Annotated in this window: 17 protein-coding genes and 1 tRNA gene; 8 read left to right on the top strand and 10 right to left on the bottom strand. The window is 38.3% G+C overall.

The features are described from left to right. Nucleotide 1 precedes the first annotated feature (1 nt). The 4 genes from mre11 to KN1_RS02580 form a co-directional block, all read right to left on the bottom strand. Nucleotides 2-1,135, bottom strand: coding sequence for a DNA double-strand break repair protein Mre11 (gene mre11, locus KN1_RS02595; RefSeq protein WP_221289280.1), 1,134 nt, complete (start codon nucleotides 1,133-1,135; stop codon nucleotides 2-4). A gap of 2 nt (nucleotides 1,136-1,137) precedes the next feature. Next, nucleotides 1,138-2,622 carry a DNA double-strand break repair helicase HerA gene (gene herA / locus KN1_RS02590; RefSeq protein ID WP_221289279.1) on the bottom strand — a complete coding sequence of 495 codons (1,485 nt, stop codon included), beginning with the start codon at nucleotides 2,620-2,622 and terminating at the stop codon, nucleotides 1,138-1,140. A 120-nt stretch (nucleotides 2,623-2,742) separates the two neighbouring features. After that, nucleotides 2,743-3,117: a hypothetical protein gene (locus KN1_RS02585; RefSeq protein ID WP_221289278.1), complete on the bottom strand. Its 375-nt coding sequence runs from the start codon at nucleotides 3,115-3,117 to the stop codon at nucleotides 2,743-2,745. 87 nt (nucleotides 3,118-3,204) lie between these two features. Then, the gene (locus tag KN1_RS02580) at nucleotides 3,205-3,630 is read right to left on the bottom strand and encodes a hypothetical protein (protein ID WP_221289277.1); all 426 of its coding nucleotides are present in this window, start codon (nucleotides 3,628-3,630) and stop codon (nucleotides 3,205-3,207) included. Between the two features lie 140 nt (nucleotides 3,631-3,770). Here KN1_RS02580 and KN1_RS02575 point away from each other — a divergent pair, with 140 nt between their 5' ends. Together KN1_RS02575 and KN1_RS02570 are read left to right on the top strand one after the other, a co-directional pair. Beyond that, nucleotides 3,771-5,276, top strand: coding sequence for an NAD(P)H-hydrate dehydratase (locus KN1_RS02575; RefSeq protein WP_221289276.1), 1,506 nt, complete (start codon nucleotides 3,771-3,773; stop codon nucleotides 5,274-5,276). Nucleotides 5,277-5,713: 437 nt separating this feature from the next. Next, on the top strand, nucleotides 5,714-6,166 hold the full coding sequence (locus KN1_RS02570; protein WP_221289275.1) for an NUDIX hydrolase: 453 nt from the start codon (nucleotides 5,714-5,716) through the stop codon (nucleotides 6,164-6,166). Here KN1_RS02570 and KN1_RS02565 read toward each other — a convergent pair. Beyond that, nucleotides 6,163-6,621: a peroxiredoxin gene (locus KN1_RS02565; RefSeq protein ID WP_221289274.1), complete on the bottom strand. Its 459-nt coding sequence runs from the start codon at nucleotides 6,619-6,621 to the stop codon at nucleotides 6,163-6,165. The two genes, KN1_RS02570 and KN1_RS02565, sit on opposite strands and share 4 nt — an antisense overlap. A gap of 71 nt (nucleotides 6,622-6,692) precedes the next feature. Between KN1_RS02565 and ppcA the strand changes: the two genes are divergently transcribed. The 4 genes from ppcA to KN1_RS02545 all read left to right on the top strand — a co-directional run bounded on the left by ppcA (nucleotide 6,693) and on the right by KN1_RS02545 (nucleotide 10,353). Further along, nucleotides 6,693-8,228 carry a phosphoenolpyruvate carboxylase gene (gene ppcA / locus KN1_RS02560; protein ID WP_221289273.1) on the top strand — a complete coding sequence of 512 codons (1,536 nt, stop codon included), beginning with the start codon at nucleotides 6,693-6,695 and terminating at the stop codon, nucleotides 8,226-8,228. Continuing rightward, on the top strand, nucleotides 8,225-9,070 hold the full coding sequence (locus KN1_RS02555) for a hypothetical protein (RefSeq protein WP_221289272.1): 846 nt from the start codon (nucleotides 8,225-8,227) through the stop codon (nucleotides 9,068-9,070). Before ppcA ends, KN1_RS02555 begins: the two co-directional genes overlap by 4 nt. A 62-nt stretch (nucleotides 9,071-9,132) precedes the next feature. Beyond that, the gene (locus tag KN1_RS02550; RefSeq protein WP_221289271.1) at nucleotides 9,133-9,714 is read left to right on the top strand and encodes an alpha/beta fold hydrolase; all 582 of its coding nucleotides are present in this window, start codon (nucleotides 9,133-9,135) and stop codon (nucleotides 9,712-9,714) included. 3 nt (nucleotides 9,715-9,717) lie between these two features. Next, complete coding sequence (locus KN1_RS02545) at nucleotides 9,718-10,353, top strand: DUF2250 domain-containing protein (RefSeq protein ID WP_420857155.1); 636 nt, start codon at nucleotides 9,718-9,720, stop codon at nucleotides 10,351-10,353. Here the strand turns inward: KN1_RS02545 and meaB are convergent, their stop codons facing one another. The 5 genes from meaB to KN1_RS02520 all read right to left on the bottom strand — a co-directional run bounded on the left by meaB (nucleotide 10,354) and on the right by KN1_RS02520 (nucleotide 13,062). Next, nucleotides 10,354-11,289 carry a methylmalonyl Co-A mutase-associated GTPase MeaB gene (gene meaB, locus KN1_RS02540; RefSeq protein WP_225905759.1) on the bottom strand — a complete coding sequence of 312 codons (936 nt, stop codon included), beginning with the start codon at nucleotides 11,287-11,289 and terminating at the stop codon, nucleotides 10,354-10,356. Then, entirely contained in the window at nucleotides 11,279-11,707 is a 429-nt protein-coding gene (locus KN1_RS02535) for a cobalamin B12-binding domain-containing protein (RefSeq protein ID WP_221289270.1), read from the bottom strand. The genes meaB and KN1_RS02535 overlap by 11 nt, the downstream gene beginning before the upstream one ends. A 134-nt stretch (nucleotides 11,708-11,841) precedes the next feature. After that, nucleotides 11,842-11,979 (bottom strand) — tRNA-Trp (locus KN1_RS02530). Nucleotides 11,980-12,146: 167 nt separating this feature from the next. After that, nucleotides 12,147-12,392, bottom strand: coding sequence for a transcriptional regulator (locus tag KN1_RS02525; RefSeq protein WP_258712641.1), 246 nt, complete (start codon nucleotides 12,390-12,392; stop codon nucleotides 12,147-12,149). Between the two features lie 223 nt (nucleotides 12,393-12,615). Continuing rightward, nucleotides 12,616-13,062 carry a GNAT family N-acetyltransferase gene (locus KN1_RS02520; protein WP_221290487.1) on the bottom strand — a complete coding sequence of 149 codons (447 nt, stop codon included), beginning with the start codon at nucleotides 13,060-13,062 and terminating at the stop codon, nucleotides 12,616-12,618. A gap of 99 nt (nucleotides 13,063-13,161) precedes the next feature. Here KN1_RS02520 and KN1_RS02515 point away from each other — a divergent pair, with 99 nt between their 5' ends. Beyond that, a complete protein-coding gene (locus tag KN1_RS02515) occupies nucleotides 13,162-14,334 on the top strand; it encodes a 3-hydroxyacyl-CoA dehydrogenase (RefSeq protein WP_221289269.1) in 1,173 nt (390 codons plus the stop codon). A gap of 32 nt (nucleotides 14,335-14,366) precedes the next feature. Beyond that, the gene (locus KN1_RS02510) at nucleotides 14,367-15,791 is read left to right on the top strand and encodes an acyl-CoA synthetase family protein (RefSeq protein ID WP_221289268.1); all 1,425 of its coding nucleotides are present in this window, start codon (nucleotides 14,367-14,369) and stop codon (nucleotides 15,789-15,791) included. The last annotated feature ends 74 nt before the right edge of the window (nucleotides 15,792-15,865 follow it).

Here is a 15,865-nt window from a genome sequence, read left to right as displayed (position 1 = left end):
TTTACTCATACCCCGAAAGTTTCTTTAATATCTTTGTAATTTCTTCATCGTCCTCTTCATGGATTAAGCTAAGGATTAGTTTTGCTTCTGTTTCATTGTAATTCGCCACTTTAGTCAAATACGTCATAATCATTTCATCCAGCGATGAAGAAGATGGGGGCCTAACTTCGGTCTGGTCTGGGAGGTAAGAAGTATTATCGTGGGCTATCCTATAATATTCAGATACTTTAGAGAGTTCTCTGAGTCTGTTAACTATTAGGCTCTTTTTTACTGGTGAACCTTCCAACGTAATATGTAATATCGGTTTTTTACCACTTATTGAACTAAATTTAGTCACAATAGACTTAATATCGTTATCTAGCTTATCAGTATTAATTACCACTTCAAACTGGGGTCTTATATCCATGTTTATGTAAGTAAAAGTTGGATCTGCAGTAGAATAGTCTATGAGTGTGATACCTTTCTTATTCTTTTCATAACCTTCAATTTCAGACGTACTTATTATTTCAGGTGAGCCGGCTATCTCTATAACAGTCCCCCCGTCTAACTCGGTCTTAAACCTATCGTGGAAATGCCCTAAGGCTATAATCCCAAAGCCTTTAGGTAGGTCCGATAAGTCTATCTGGTAACTGTACTGGTAGGGTAGTAATGTCCTCACACCTTGGTGTAGTAGTAATATACTCTTCTTCGAAGCTGGTTTCATCTTAGCAAGTCTCTCTTTCAGCACGCTTGCACCCGTAAGAGGGATATGGGATAGCCCTTGAATATTCAAGTCACCTATACTGTACTCAGTCTTTTGGTGATCTAACAGTACCAATAAACCTTCTTCTTCTAGGATCCTTTGCGGGAATATACTACTCCCCCTTTTCGGTGAGTCATGGTCACCGGCTATTGCTATAAAGGGTATACCCTTTTCTTTAAGTCTCTTTAACTCCTTTAGTGCGACTAGGACTGCTTTGTTAGGCGGTTCATTCTTGTCGAAGAAATCACCTGTATGTATTACGGCGTCAACTTTCTCTTCAATAGCTTTATCAATGACTTGTTTAAATGTATCATAGACATCGTCTTCTCTGAAATCTCTATCGTACTGCCTTTTACCTAAGTGTGTATCCGAAACATGGAGGATTCTCGTCATAGTTATCCCCAGAATGCCGTATCTGCGTTCCTGTTCTCTATCTCTTCTATTTCTTTCCACTCTTTAAGTAGATCAGGGTCACTACCTGCTAGCTTTCCTTCAAATTTGTCAATTTTAACTAGAGTGGGTAAACGTACGATATTCCCGACCATTATCGCCTCACCGGTATCTAATGATGAAAGTTCATCGACTAGATCTTCACTTAAGTTATCACTAGTCTCTAAGACGTATTTTTTATCTGTCGGTTCTACCATCTTCAAGATTATTTTATTAGTCATTTGGCTCAGGATATTTTCGTCTAGACCTTTAGGTCTCTGACTCACTATGACCAGACCTACACCGAATTTCCTACCTTCTCTAGCTATCCTCCCTGCCCAGTGTTTGGTCAGGGTGTTCTCCTCTTTTGATAATAAGACATGCGCCTCTTCTATGACCGACAATATAGGGAACTTAAGTCCACCGTTTTTCTTTAACTTGTTTTCCTTTCGTGCATTTAAAATTCTTCTTAAGTAATGTGCTACTACAGCGTCAATGCCATCTTCGTCTAATGAGCTCAGGTTTACCACGTTCACGCTCCTTACTTTAAGTCTATCAATAACATCGCCGAAAGTGAAGTCTATAAGTTCAGCGTACCTGTCGGCGAAGTCTTCAATTTTATTTAATACTTCGTCCCTACTTTCTTTTCTCTTTTCGTCCTTTGACACTTGCTCTACCTTATCCGAAAGTAACTGAACGAAGTTGTTGTTGAGTTCAACGAAACTAATAGTATTTTCTGCTATCCCTTTATTGACTTCCTCCACAAACTGTTTGAATGCTCTTCTTAATATTCTGTATTGGATGTTAGCGTTTTCTCTCAGTTCAAGTAACGTAGCGAACTCACCAACAGTAAGTTTTAGGGGGTTGATCTTGGGCTCTATTTGGTTTAGTCTAGGTATTTCGCTATCGAAATATTCCCCGTGATAGTCAAAGATGAGGACTGAACCTCCGTTCTCCGCTATACGTGATGACAGCACTGCGACTGTGTTAGATTTTCCAGATCCGGTAGCTGCCAATATCGCCAAGTGCCTTGCGAGAGAATTGAGCCTTATCTTTACTTCAACATCAGTCCCTATGACCTTACCTACTTTTATTTCTCCATTTGAAAATACTGATCTAAGCTCTTCGTCTGTTGCCAATCTAATAGGGGAACCCGCTACAGGCGGGATGTCTGGTCTAGATAGGCTGTTATTAAGTTTACAAAGCAACTTAATTCTAGCTTTTATGAAATAAGGAATAGAGTTATTAAACTTCTTAATCTTCTGGATAAATTCTATATCACTAAGGTTATTATCAAGAAGAGGACTACCGGTGAAAGTTTGAGTGACTAAACCCAAGACTTTTTCATCATCATATTCAACTACTACATAGTACCCGTTTCTTATTTTCTTTTCAAGAAGTGCGGTAGCTTGTTCTGTGGTCGCTGAACCTACTATATACCCTATTGTCATGCTAAAATACTAGTCATGGTAAACATTTAATAATTTTGCGAAAGTAACAAGTATTACCGATCCTAAGCTAATATAGAAGTTAAATCCACAGATAAGAAAAAAGACTAAAAATTGATTTCTTTATGCTGCTACGTTCTTTGCTGTTTGTGCTATTTTTGCTTCTTCCTCAGCGTATGCACATAGCATTGCTTCTACGTCTGCATAGCCCTCGGCTTTTGCTGTTAGGGCTACTTTGTTGTAAGTATCTACGTGTTCTTTTCCTTCTTTTTCTGCAAACTCACTGAGTAGTGCTTTTACTTTTAGGAGTTCACTTACGTTCTTTGCTGTTTGTGCTATTTTTGCTTCTTCCTCAGCGTATGCACATAGCATTGCTTCTACGTCTGCATAGCCCTCGGCTTTTGCTGTTAGGGCTACTTTGTTGTAAGTATCTACGTGTTCTTTTCCTTCTTTTTCTGCAAACTCATTTAATATTTTTTCGAGGCTGAGGTAGGACATTTAGGTACCCGAATTATCATTATCTTAATGGGATATATAAAGATTTGTTAAACATTTTTCGTATATATCTAAAAAAATTAGCAGAGATTAGGCTGAACTTATACTTGATTCAAGAACCTGCTCGTATTTTTCCTTAGCTTTTTGGTAGTAAACTTCTGCTTGGCCCTTCAGTTCTTCCTTTTCTTTAGTATCACTTACCTTTTCGGAAAGCAATTTACTTAGGAGATAAACTGTAGACGTAAGCATAAAATCTTCCTTGATATTCTCTGCTTTTTTATTTTTGATTTCTTCTAGCCAATCCTTCATACTCTCAAGCCCCATATATTTTATTAATTTTTCTAGAATTCCTTTAGCATGCCCCAATTCTACCAGTGATTTTTCTTTTACCATCTGGGCTTCATCTTTTTTGTTTAATTCATATAGTTTTTCAGATGTAAAGGAGAGGAGTAGGTGGTCTTCACAATTAGCCATAAAAAGCTCTTTTAATCCCATTTCTGTCTGGGTCCCTTTCATTTTACCCTCAACTATTAAAAAGTCCTTGTGTTATAAAAATATTTGAAAGATAATGATGAATAACTCCAATGCTGAGTAGTGACGACGTAACCCGAGACTGAGAAAGAATTATCAGTGTTTTATGCACATTTAAACTTAACATGATATCTACAAAAAAGATGAAGGCATTAGAGATTAATAGTGAAGCTTTAGGTGTACCTACACTGTTGTTAATGGAGAATGCGGGAAGGAGTGTAAGGGACGAGATTATCAAAAGGTTTAACCCAGAAGGTCTAAAGGTTAAAGTCTTTGTAGGACATGGAGGTAAAGGTGGAGACGGGCTAGTAGCAGCACGGCATTTGGCAGGGGACGGAGCTGATGTAGAAGTTTTCTTATTAGGAGAGAATAAGCATAGGGACGCTATCCTAAACCTTAACGCTATTGAAGAAATGGATTATTCTATAAAAGTTACTGAAATAAAAGACGTTTTCCAGCTTTCACCTGTAGAAGGGGACGTCCTAATTGACGCTATGTTAGGTACCGGTTTTTCAGGTAAACCAAGAGAACCTTTTGCAACAGCGATAAAAGTCTTCAACAACAGCAAAGGGTTTAAGGTTTCAATTGATGTACCCTCAGGTATAGATTCTGACTCGGGCGAAGCTCCGTCCGAATACGTAAATCCCGACTTGATCGTGACCTTTCACGATATGAAATTAGGTCTTAGGAATTTTGTAGAAAAGACAGCAATTAAGAAGATAGGTATTCCAAAAGAAGCTGAGATCTATGTAGGTCCTGGAGATGTAGTCGTAAATATAAGAAAACGAGACTTTAAGGCTAAGAAAGGAGATAATGGTAGGGTTCTCGTAATAGGAGGGAGTTATACATTCAGCGGTGCGCCGACACTTTCAGCTTTAGCTTCATTAAGAACCGGTGCGGATCTTGTTTATGTCGCTTCCCCAGAAGAGACCGCAAGGATTATCGCAGGTTTTTCTCCGAATTTAATAACTATAAAGCTTAAGGGAAGGAATATTTCCCCAGAGAGCCTAGAAGAGTTAAAACCTTGGATTAGTAGGGCTGATGTAGTGGTTGTAGGGCCAGGAATGGGGATGGAACCAGAGACTGTTGAGGCCTCTAAACTTATCGTTAATTATTTAAAATCTACTAATAAACCCGCAGTAATTGATGCTGATGCGTTAAAGGCAAACGCGGGAATAGGACTTTATCCTAATGCTGTAATCACTCCGCATATCGGTGAGTTTAAGATCTTCTTTGGCGAGCAGGTTAAGGAATCTATCAAAGAGAGGGTAAAGCAAGTAGTTGAGGCTTCAAGAAAGTGTAATTGTGTAGTCTTGATGAAGGGTTATATTGACATTATAAGCAATGGTACGGAGTTTAGGCTTAACAAGACCGGAAATCCAGGTTTGGCAGTTGGCGGTACTGGAGATACTTTAACGGGAATCGTTGCCACGTTTATGGCACAAAAAATAGACCCGTTTACTGCAGCATATATAGGGGTGTTTGTTAATAGTTTAGCTGGATCATTAGCTTATAGAAAATTAGGAGAGCATATTGTTGCAACTGACATCGTTAAACACATACCAGAAGTACTTAACAATCCCGTAGAAGCTTTTAGGAATAAGGTGTATAAAAGAATAATTAATGGTTAATTTTCCTAAGTTTCTATAAATATGTTTATTAATTCAAATGTTTTTATTTAAATAATATCAAGATTTATTTCTAATATTTTATCTAGTTATAATAGTTTAACATAAATCTAAATATATTCCTCTTATTGCTATTTTTCTATATAATAAGTTTAATGGTTATTCTACTTTAACGTAACTTAAAGGTTTTTATCAGAACTGGCGGATCTCCTAAACGGTTTTCAACGAACTGGAGAAGCTACTCAATGCCCTCCAGGCTGAGGACCTCCCTGACTACTGAGCTCGCCCTTTGCAGTGCTTAGAACCTTTTCGTACTTCACATTTTTTCAATAAACCAGACGTAAATCTAAAAAACTTATCAATAATACGAGTATTTTGCATTACCAAGGGAAAGTAGAATAACTGCTAAACTTTAATTTCCTCCCATGGAAAGACAGAGTATGAAAACTAGGTATCCTCAAATTCTTTCCGTTCACCTCTTTCTATTGGGAGATAATAAAATACTTCTGCAGCTAAGGAAGAATACGGGTTATAGGGATGGTTGCTGGAGTGTTATAGCTGGCCATGTTGAGGCTAAGGAATCGGCAACTGAAGCCATGATAAGGGAGGCTAGGGAAGAGGCTGGGATAGAGTTATCTCGTGAAGACCTCTCGTTAGTTCACGTAATGCATAGGTTTGAGAATCAAGAGAGAGTCGATTTCTTCTTTAAAGCTAATAAATGGAGGGGTAAACTGACAATTAGGGAACCGGATAAGGCCGAGAGACTAGAGTGGTTTGGTCTCTCTGAATTACCAAAAAATATAGTGCCATATGTGAAGCAGGCTATTGAGTTAGGGCTGAAGAAAGGGGTGATATATAGTGAATACGGTTGGGAGGATGTTAAAGATAGTTAGCTCTTTCTCAAATTGCGTACAATTTCTAATGCTTTGTCTGCATGTTCTTCTGCTTTCTTTAACTTTTCCAGCACTTCTACTATTTTTCCCTCTTCATCTATTATGAACGTAACTCTTTGAGCACTCGTGCCTTTCTCATTTAGGACTTGATAAGCCTCGCTTATCTTTTTTTCCTTATCTGATACTACTGGGAACTTAGCGTTATACTTTTCAGCAAACCGCTTTTGCGTAGTCACTGAGTCGACACTTACTCCGATTACCTCTGCGTTTAACTCTTTGAATTTCTCATAAAGTTCTGCAAACCTTTGTATTTCTCTCGTGCAACCTGGTGTGAAGGACTTTGGATAGAAATAGAGTACCACTATTGACTTTCCTCTATAATCTGAGAGTTTAACTTTACCGTTACTCGATTCCGCTTCAAAATCTGGAGCGTCTGAACCTTTACTTAGGGGCATACGTTATCACCTCTTTCCACAAATTTTAATAATTTAAGCTTTTATATCGCGTATTCTCACGCCTTACTAATATGAGAAAAATTCCTAAGACTATGTCAACGCAACACCCCGATAACGCCCGGGTACCTGAGTGGAATAGGGGAGAAGTGATAAGTGGGGAAGGAGAAGTAGTAGAAGCTTACCTAGCCTATTCACATTATGGTGTAGATGAAGTAATGTGGGACGCTGAAGGAAAGGACGTGGATACTCATGTAGTGAGAAAGCTTCTTTCACAGTACCCAGAATTTTTTAAGGAGAAAGTATTAGGAAGAGATATTTTTCTTACGTATAGAATTCCCAACCCTAAAATAGAGGGAGCTGAAAAGAAAGTATTCGCAGAAACTTTACAGAGTATTCCTATAACTTATGACCTAGCTGAGAAATTTTTCGAGACTAAGCCGACTCCACCGGTATTTGAGGTTATACTCCCTTTCACTACTGATTATAAGGAACTAGTATCTATAGTAAAATACTATGAAAACGTGATAGTTAATACAGAAGATATAAAATTAGTTGACGATATCTATGTTAAAGACCTCATAGGCGAAATAAATCCTAAAAAGATAGAGATTATCCCTCTGATAGAAGACAGAGACTCTATGTTAAGAGTGGATGAGATTGTAGGCGGGTACATCAAAACTATTAAGCCCCCCTATATGAGGGTCTTTCTAGCCAGATCAGACCCAGCGATGAACTACGGGATGATTTCGGCAATATTGTCAGTAAAGTATGCGTTAAGTAGGTTAGGGAAAATGGAGAAAGAATATAACGTCTCGATCTTCCCGATGCTAGGTGTTGGGGCTCTGCCCTTTAGGGGCCATTTTAGCCCGGAAAACGTAGATAAAACAATGGATGAGTACAAAGGGGTCTATACTTACACTGTCCAGTCAGCGTTTAAATATGATTATGATGAAGACCAAGTCGTCAGTGCAATAAGAAAAGTAAATGAGAGAGAAGTACAAGAAAAGCCTATTTTAAGAGAAGAAGAAGAGGAGATTCTTAAGAAGATAGCTAGAAAATACACTGAAAGCTATCAACCCGTAATTGAAAGTTTAGCAGATGCTATAAACAAAATAGCGTTACTATTACCAAGGAGAAGGGCTAGGAAGCTACACATAGGGCTATTCGGGTATTCAAGGAGTACGGGTAAAGTCACGTTACCTAGAGCTATATCCTTTACCGGGGCATTGTATAGCTTAGGAATACCTCCAGAGATAATAGGTATTTCTTCCTTGGGAGATATTAGTGAGGAAGAGTATAACGTTTTCTCTGCAAATTATAAGTATTTTAAATATGATATTGAATGTGCTTCAAAGTTCGTAAGCATAGAATCATTGAGCTTAGTCAAGGAGATCTGGCACGTAGATGATAACGCTTTAAATAAAATAAAGAAAGATATGGAATTTGTCGAAAATCAACTAGGCATACGTCTAGGGGGTAATGATTACGTAAGCAAGAAACATAACTTAATGACCAGCTTAGCATTATTGGCACTTAAAGAAGGGCATATCGACGAGGCTAAGAATTACATTTTAGAAATGGCTAAAATAAGAAGATCATTGGGATGAGGCTATTAATATCTGGGCTGTTACAATTTGATTCAGGTAAGACATCTTTTTCTCTGTCTTTAATCTCGGCCCTCAAAGATAATGGTATTAATATATTCCCTCATAAGCCTGTAGCAGGTCATAACGCATGGTACAGTTTTTATACCATGCTAAGGAGTGAAGAGCTTAATGAACTTGTGGGTAATGATGCATTAAAATATTATGATGAAATATCTGAAAGCCAATACGTTAATGACAAGAAGGAGATAATACGTGAAATAAACCCTTTCGCTGTACTTTTAGCAGTTCCAGATATAGAGAAACTAAACTTTAATGTACGGCTCTATAGAGAGTTAATGTCGGAAGGGATAATAGTAACTATTAGAGTATCTGACTGCAATAGTTCAATTCATTTTTCTTTGAGTGATATACAGAAAGTCATTCCTAGTCCCTTAGCTGAGAAAATACTGCATTTAAATAAAGTCTTAGGTGCTGTACAAGTGGAAGGTGAAAAGTTGAAAGAGTTACTTAATTCCTCTCCAAACCTAACAGAAAAGTGCACACAAAACATATTTCACAAGTACGAGAATGTCATTATAGAATCGTACAATGATGCGTTAGCACCTAATTTCTCTTCCCTTAATGCCGATATGCTATTTATCGTCTCCCCCGGAAAAGTCTTACTTGTGGACGATTTCAAGGATATAGCGAAATTATTTTCTTATCCACCGTGGTTAATCCCCGTATCCTCGTTTATGAAGTATGTGAGGGCTGTAAGAGCATGGGACGTTGAACCAGGTAATTATAAAGTAAATGAAAGCCTTTTAGATTTCATTCTAAAATTTATTGATATAAACGAGTAAATAAGAAAACAAAGTATAAAATGAGGAAATAAGTTTTTAGATGATCTGGAGTACTTTAAATTATGCAAGATAAATATGTTGATGTAAAAGGTGCTAAGATACACTTTATAGAAGAAGGCTCAGGAAAGCCCTTTCTCCTTTTTCACGGTGCGAGGTTTAACGCACATACGTGGGTGGAGACAAAGACGGTAGAAAGTATAGCTAGTGCTGGGTTTAAAGCAATATCTGTAGATTTTCCAGGCTTCGGAAAATCGGCTAACGGTAATTTCGATTCTTTATCATCATTTATAAAGGACTTTATGGACACGCTTGGTATAAGCAAAGCGTATCTGTTAGGGGCTTCAATGGGCGGTGAAGCAGTATTAGGTTTTGCGGTAGATAACCCAGATATGGTAGACGGTCTAGTCCTAGTAGGTGCAGTGGGCGTTTCAAGCTATAAGGAAAAACTGAAAAATTTGGCGGGAAAAAGGGTTCTTTTAATCTGGGGAGAAAAAGACTCAGTATCCCCTAGAAGTAACGCTGAACTTATAATGAAGACAATAAATACTGCTAAACTGGTGATCGTCGGTAAACAACACGCGTGCTATCTAGATGATAACGTCAGTTTTAACAATGCAATAGTAAGCTTCCTGAAGGGAGAGTGAATCATGGATGAAGAGTTAAGGAAGAAGCTCTTTGAGATTCTGAAGGATAAAAGACTGTTGGAAGTTATGAAACATCTGAGAAAAGCCAATGTAGACTATGGAAAGTCTATAATGTTAAATACTAAGATCCCAATCCAAGAAGTCGTTGACCTCCTTGACCAGCTAGAAAAATTAGGGTTAATCGAGAGAGTCCATGGTGCTACATTAAAGAATACTGAAGCTAAGTTTAAACTAAGTAAGGAAGTACATAAACACCATACGTATTACACACTAACGAGAGAAGGTGACCATCTCCTTAGACAGTTAGATGAAAAGGAGCTTATCAAAGCGTACATAGACCTTGTGAAAAGTGACCAGTTCGCTTTAGATATATTGAAAGTAGCTGATGAAGTAAATGCGGACCATGCATTAACATATTCTAAACTACTCCACAAACCTCTAGAAGAAGTCACTCCAAAATTAGAGGAATTAGAGCGAATGGGATTGTTAGAGGAAGCACAAGCTAAGATAATAAAATTTAGAGAGAGAAGGTCTAAGCCTAAAAAAGAAACTAGAACGCACCATAAATACTACGGTCTATCAAGGGTAGGCGAGTTAGTAGTTAGAGAGATGAAACGACAAGGTTTAATTCCAAAGTAGTCACAGAGTTTCTTTAACCAGTTTGTACATCTCGTTTAATATACCTATTATATCACGTTCTTCATTTAGCTTTTTAGATATTATTCCATTGTTTTCCTTAACCACTTTAGTCACCACATCATTAACTTTTTTCCTTAGTAATAGTTCCATCATCTTTACTCTCCTTTCTCTGATCCGCCTCTCAAAGAGACCTTTCTCCACTACGTATTTCAAATGCTCTTCAAAAAGGTCTACTGTCTCTTTGATCCCTATTCCTTTAATAGCTACAGTTTTTACTAGTCTGGGTTTCCATCCATCCCTATAGTCTACTTCAGCAGTATCTATTGCAAAGCGTAAAACGTTAAACAGCATCTCCGCTTCTACTTTATCCGCTTTGTTGACTATATAAATATCACCTATTTCCATAATCCCGGCTTTAAGAGCTTGGATTTCATCTCCGGTGCCGGGTACATTAACTACTGCTATAGTGTGTACGCCGTTTACTACATCAGTATCAGTCTGTCCAGCACCTACAGTTTCCACAATAATCCTATCAAACCCTAAGCCGTCTAATGCTTCAATTAACATTAACGCTTCTGAAGAGATCCCGCCTAAATGCCCTCTAGAAGCTATACTCCTTACAAACACGTCTTTTTCTTCTACTCCGGTCAGTCTTATCCTATTTCCCATAAAGGAGCCCATACTAAATGGGCTTGAGGGATCGATTAGTATTACCCCTACTTTATGGTTCCTCTTTGCATATTCTTTAATTAATTCTCCTATTAACGTGCTTTTTCCGGCACCGGGCGAACCGGTAATCCCTATTACGTGTGCCTTCCCAGACCTTTTCATTAACTCTTGTAGGCTTTCTAACCCTTCATTTGTCATCCTTTCTATTTTTGTTAATAATCGTGAAATAGATAATTCGTCTCCTTCTAGTGCTCTCTCAAGAAGCAATCTTTAAGCCCCTCTTAGTGCTTACCGCTTTGGTTATCCTCTCTGTTATCTCCTTCAGGCTCGACCCGGGTAAAAATACTTCGTCTACACCCATTTCCTTAAGTTTCGGTATATCTTGGGGTGGGATTACTCCTCCGACTACTAGGACTACATCATTCAGACCCTTTTCCTTCATTTGCTGTACTACTAACGGGACAAGCTCTAGGTGTGCTCCGCTCAGTATACTCACTCCTATTACATCTACGTCCTCTTGTAGCGCAGCTTTCACTATTTGTTCTGGAGTCTGCCTTAACCCAGTGTAAACTACTTCCATACCGGCGTCTTTGAGTGCCCTAGCTATTACTTTTGCCCCTCTATCATGACCGTCTAACCCTAACTTTGCCACGAGAACCTTAATTCTTCTCTCCTGACTCATCAATTATAATACCTTTTATACTGTTTAAAATCTTTATATGTCACCTACGAGTCCAAAATTAGTATAATGTAATATACTCACTAGAGAATAGTCTGGAGCGAACTCTATCACCTTAAGGGTAAGAGGTTTAAAAATAATGGGCCCGCGGGGACTTGAACCCCGGACCACCGGGTCTCTCACTTTTCCAGATACCGCTCATCCCCCTTCAGGGGTCGTTAGACCCAATGTTCTCCATATCTGGAGCCCGGCACTCTACCTTGCTGAGCTACGGGCCCATTACCGCTCATGTCAATATTCGATTAGATAGCAAGAAAATAAACTTAACTGAAGGCTAATAGTTAAGAGATTTGTAAAAGAGTAAAGGGCAACTCACTATATAACTAAAAAGAGTTACAATCAGTGCTTGCAATCTTTCTTCACTTTTCCAGAGCCTGGAAGCTCATCATATGTCATAAGGACATGCAGATTCCTGCTTTAAAACTTTTCTCCTCGCATAACTGCAAAGAGGACATAAAGATATTACGTTTTCTTCACTGCCTTTTTCATTTACAAGCTTATTGACAAAAGAGTTTATTAAGTCAGCAAAGTCCTCATCATTCTCCAGTTCCTTCTTTATTTCTAAGTCTCCTCTTTTTCCTTTAATTAGGTAGTTTACTTCGGCAACGGATATTCCGAGTAATTCTGCTATATCTTTCTGTGAATATCCCCTTTTCAGTAATTGTTCAGCTAGTAAGCTCCTAATAGCAGGTATAACGTCCTTTATTGCTGTTTCGCAAGGTGCTTGAATCTTTTTATTGATCTGTCTTTTTTCCCTCGTAATTATTGTTCACTACGATAAACATTTGTATTATAATTTAATAAAAGTTACTTTAAACTTTGTTAATTTATTCTCCCAATTTGTTTAGCTTTTTTCAATTACAATTAAGCTTTAGGTAACCAAATACTTCATCAGAATCTTCGGTAATTGTAAATCCTAGTTTTTTTCCTATTCTAATCATAGGGTAATTATCGGGTAGCGTGTAAAACTTTACCCCGCAAAATTTCTTTTCCTTAGCAACTTCAATTAGTCTTTTTACAATCTCCGTCCCTATCCCTAGCCTCCTGTAATCAGGGTGGACTACTAGGGCAAACTCACCATCAGTGTATATAGTGCCTTCTCCTATTATTTTATCTCCTAATTCAACTATTATCGTATAGTGATCCCCTCCACTCACAATTTTTTTGGCTTCTTCTTCGCTAAGTTTGTGGTAAGAAAAGAAACGTAAATATAAATCTTCTGCGGATAAACAGTTATATAACTCAAGTACTTTTTTCCAGTCCTTCTCCTCAGCTTTACGGTAATTCACTTGTAACTCCAAGCTCATATTTATACTTTAGTAAAGAGGTATAAAAATACTTACGATAATAAAAAAGATGTAAAAACATGCTCATTTATAATCTACTTTTTTCTCTGTTACTTGATGATCAGGAAAATAGCTGTAGTAGGAGCGGGCACAATGGGACACGGGATAGCAGAAGTAGCTGCTCTATCTGGATTCGAAGTAGCTCTAATAGACGTATCATGGGATTTTTTAAATAGAGCAAAAGAACGTATAACGGACTCTTTAAACAAATTAGCTGAAAAGAAACAAATAAACGACCCTAACGCAGTGTTACAGAAAATTGAATTTAATACGTCTTATGATATAGCAAAGGATGCGGACTTCGCTATAGAAGCAGTGCCAGAAAAATTAGAACTGAAGAAAACTGTGTTCAAAACGTTAGACAGTGTAATGGGCTCCCACGCTATTTTAGCTACTAATACGTCGTCAATTCCGATTTCCGACATAGCAGAGGCTACTGGTAGAAAACAAAAAGTCATAGGCATGCACTTCTTCAACCCACCCGTGATTATGAAACTGGTAGAAGTTATTCCAAGTAAGTATACGGATCAGGACACTGTCGACAAAACAGTAGAATTAGCAAAAAAGATGAATAAAATACCAGTGAGCCTAAAGTACGAGATCCCCGGTTTCGTGTCAAATAGGATATTCATAAGGCTCTTACAAGAAGCTTGCAGAGAAGTTGAAGATAAAGAGGCGACAATAGAAGAAGTTGACAGTACAGCGAGGAATAAGCTTAAATTGCCTATGGGGTTATTTGAGCTCGCAGATTACGTAGGTCTTGACGTAGTAGTAGACATCTGGAATGTGTTAACTACAAGAGGGACTCCTGACGTAAAATGTTCTATGTTTAAGGCTAAAGTAGAAGAAAAGAACTTGGGTGTAAAATCGGGAAAAGGTTTCTACGCCTACCCTGCACCGGGAAAATACGCTAAAGTCCAATTACCCGATTCAAGTAAAGTTGACCCTTCAAGACTCATTTCATTAGCTGTAAATGAGGCCAGCTGGATGGTGGAGAACGGGATCGTTTCAGCTAAAGACGTGGATACAGTAATGATTTATGGTTTTAATTTTCCTAAGGGCTTAATGGAGATGGCTGATGAAGTAGGTCTGGATAATATACTTAGAAATTTGGAGGATATATATTCAAAAGGCTATCAGGCGTATAAACCGACAAACCTGATTAAGAGTCTAGTCTCGGAAGGTAAGACGGGGAAGAATAAAGGTGAAGGGTTTCACAAATATTAATACTTTTTAAATAGTTTATACAATCTAAGTATATGTCCAGTGTATTGTCTGAATACGAGGCTATTCACCAAGAACTCAGGAAAGAGAATTTTATTAGAAATACGTATCCTCCAGACCCCTCAGAAAAACTATGGAATAAAAAAATAATGACGATGCCAAGAGAAGAGCTGGATAAGTTAAAGACCTTTAGGCTAAAAAGGATTGTAAAGTGGGCATGGGACAATATACCGTTTTATAGAAATTACTGGAAAAGTAAGGGCTTCGAGCCTGAAATGATCAAAGACTGGAAAGATATTGTAAAAATACCTATACTAAGAAAAGATGAACTGAGGAAAGACCTTCAGTCAAACCCACCGTTCGGTACAATAATGCACCCCGAGTTAGCTAAAAGGATAAGGTTTGTAGGTGCTACGTCTGGTTCTACCGGACTCCCCACTTTCCAAGGATGGGGTGCGTTAGAACTGGATTACTTCCAAGAAGGACAAGCAAGATATCTATGGACTTTTGCGGGAGTGAAACCTACAATAGTCTATGCAAACTACCTTAACATGAGCGGGTTCTACAGTTGGGGACCACCAGTCGTAGAGACCGCTATGTGGAGATGTGGAGCTACCGCGATCGCAGGTGGAGGAGAGACCTTCTTCTCGTGGAAAAACAGGCACATGCTGATCTTTAAGTTGTGGAAAGTAGACGTATTCGCTACCACACCATGGTTACATAGGTTAATAGGTGAAGAAGCGAGACTTGAAGGTTGGGAAACCCCCTTCAAAGTATTACTTTTACATGGTGGTGCTGCTGCTGAGAATACTAAGAAGAAACTCTTCCAAGTACATCCAAATGCTAAGCTAGCCATAAACGTATGGGGTACTACAGACGGACATATGGCTATTGAAATACCGGGCTCTGAAGGTCAGCTGGTAGTGTGGGAAGACATGGAAATCTTTGATATAGTTGACCCAAAGACGGATGAACCTGTTTCTGAAGGAGAAAGGGGAGAGTTGATAGCGACACTCCTAAACCATTTCACCATGCCTCTAATTAGGTATAGCTTAGGTGACTATGTCAAAAACGAGTTTATAAAGGATCCTGATCCAGTATTCGGTATTACCCACATGAGGTTTGCTGAACCTATACCAGGTAGGGTAGAATGGATGTTTAGGGTCAAGGGGAAATTACTCTTCCCCATTTATGTTGAAGACGCTGTTAACGAGATCCCCGATACTACGGGTATGTTTAACTTGGTTATTTATGATAATGAAATGGATAAGCTCAAGATCAAAATAGAGACTAGGAAGGAGTTTGTTGACCCCGCTTACGATAAGCAGGCAAAAGAAATACTCGGGAGTAGACTAGGGATTGATCCGGATAGTGTTGAAATCGAATGGCTCAAGCCTGGCCAGAGCGTTTGGACTGGTTATAAACTTCAGGTTTTCTTAGACCAAAGAAAGAAGAAGTAAGTCAGAAAGGTTTTTTACTTCCTTTTATTTGCTTTATCCTATTTATGTAAATGAAAATTTAGATTATACGAAAG

Origin of the sequence: Stygiolobus caldivivus (assembly GCF_019704315.1) — an archaeon.
GTDB lineage: Archaea > Thermoproteota > Thermoprotei_A > Sulfolobales > Sulfolobaceae > Stygiolobus > Stygiolobus caldivivus.
Note: the sequence above shows the minus strand (reverse complement) of the source record. Positions and strands in the feature narration are given on the sequence as shown.

What these genes read in the sequence shown, in the direction of transcription:
- mre11 (WP_221289280.1), bottom strand. Translation starts at nt 1,135, where the DNA reads ATGACGAGAATCCTCCATGTTTCGGATACACACTTAGGTAAAAGGCAG.
- herA (WP_221289279.1), bottom strand. Translation starts at nt 2,622, where the DNA reads ATGACAATAGGGTATATAGTAGGTTCAGCGACCACAGAACAAGCTACC.
- KN1_RS02585 (WP_221289278.1), bottom strand. Translation starts at nt 3,117, where the DNA reads ATGTCCTACCTCAGCCTCGAAAAAATATTAAATGAGTTTGCAGAAAAA.
- KN1_RS02580 (WP_221289277.1), bottom strand. Translation starts at nt 3,630, where the DNA reads ATGAAAGGGACCCAGACAGAAATGGGATTAAAAGAGCTTTTTATGGCT.
- KN1_RS02575 (WP_221289276.1), top strand. Translation starts at nt 3,771, where the DNA reads ATGATATCTACAAAAAAGATGAAGGCATTAGAGATTAATAGTGAAGCT.
- KN1_RS02570 (WP_221289275.1), top strand. Translation starts at nt 5,714, where the DNA reads ATGAAAACTAGGTATCCTCAAATTCTTTCCGTTCACCTCTTTCTATTG.
- KN1_RS02565 (WP_221289274.1), bottom strand. Translation starts at nt 6,621, where the DNA reads ATGCCCCTAAGTAAAGGTTCAGACGCTCCAGATTTTGAAGCGGAATCG.
- ppcA (WP_221289273.1), top strand. Translation starts at nt 6,693, where the DNA reads ATGAGAAAAATTCCTAAGACTATGTCAACGCAACACCCCGATAACGCC.
- KN1_RS02555 (WP_221289272.1), top strand. Translation starts at nt 8,225, where the DNA reads ATGAGGCTATTAATATCTGGGCTGTTACAATTTGATTCAGGTAAGACA.
- KN1_RS02550 (WP_221289271.1), top strand. Translation starts at nt 9,133, where the DNA reads ATGCAAGATAAATATGTTGATGTAAAAGGTGCTAAGATACACTTTATA.
- KN1_RS02545 (WP_420857155.1), top strand. Translation starts at nt 9,718, where the DNA reads ATGGATGAAGAGTTAAGGAAGAAGCTCTTTGAGATTCTGAAGGATAAA.
- KN1_RS02510 (WP_221289268.1), top strand. Translation starts at nt 14,367, where the DNA reads ATGTCCAGTGTATTGTCTGAATACGAGGCTATTCACCAAGAACTCAGG.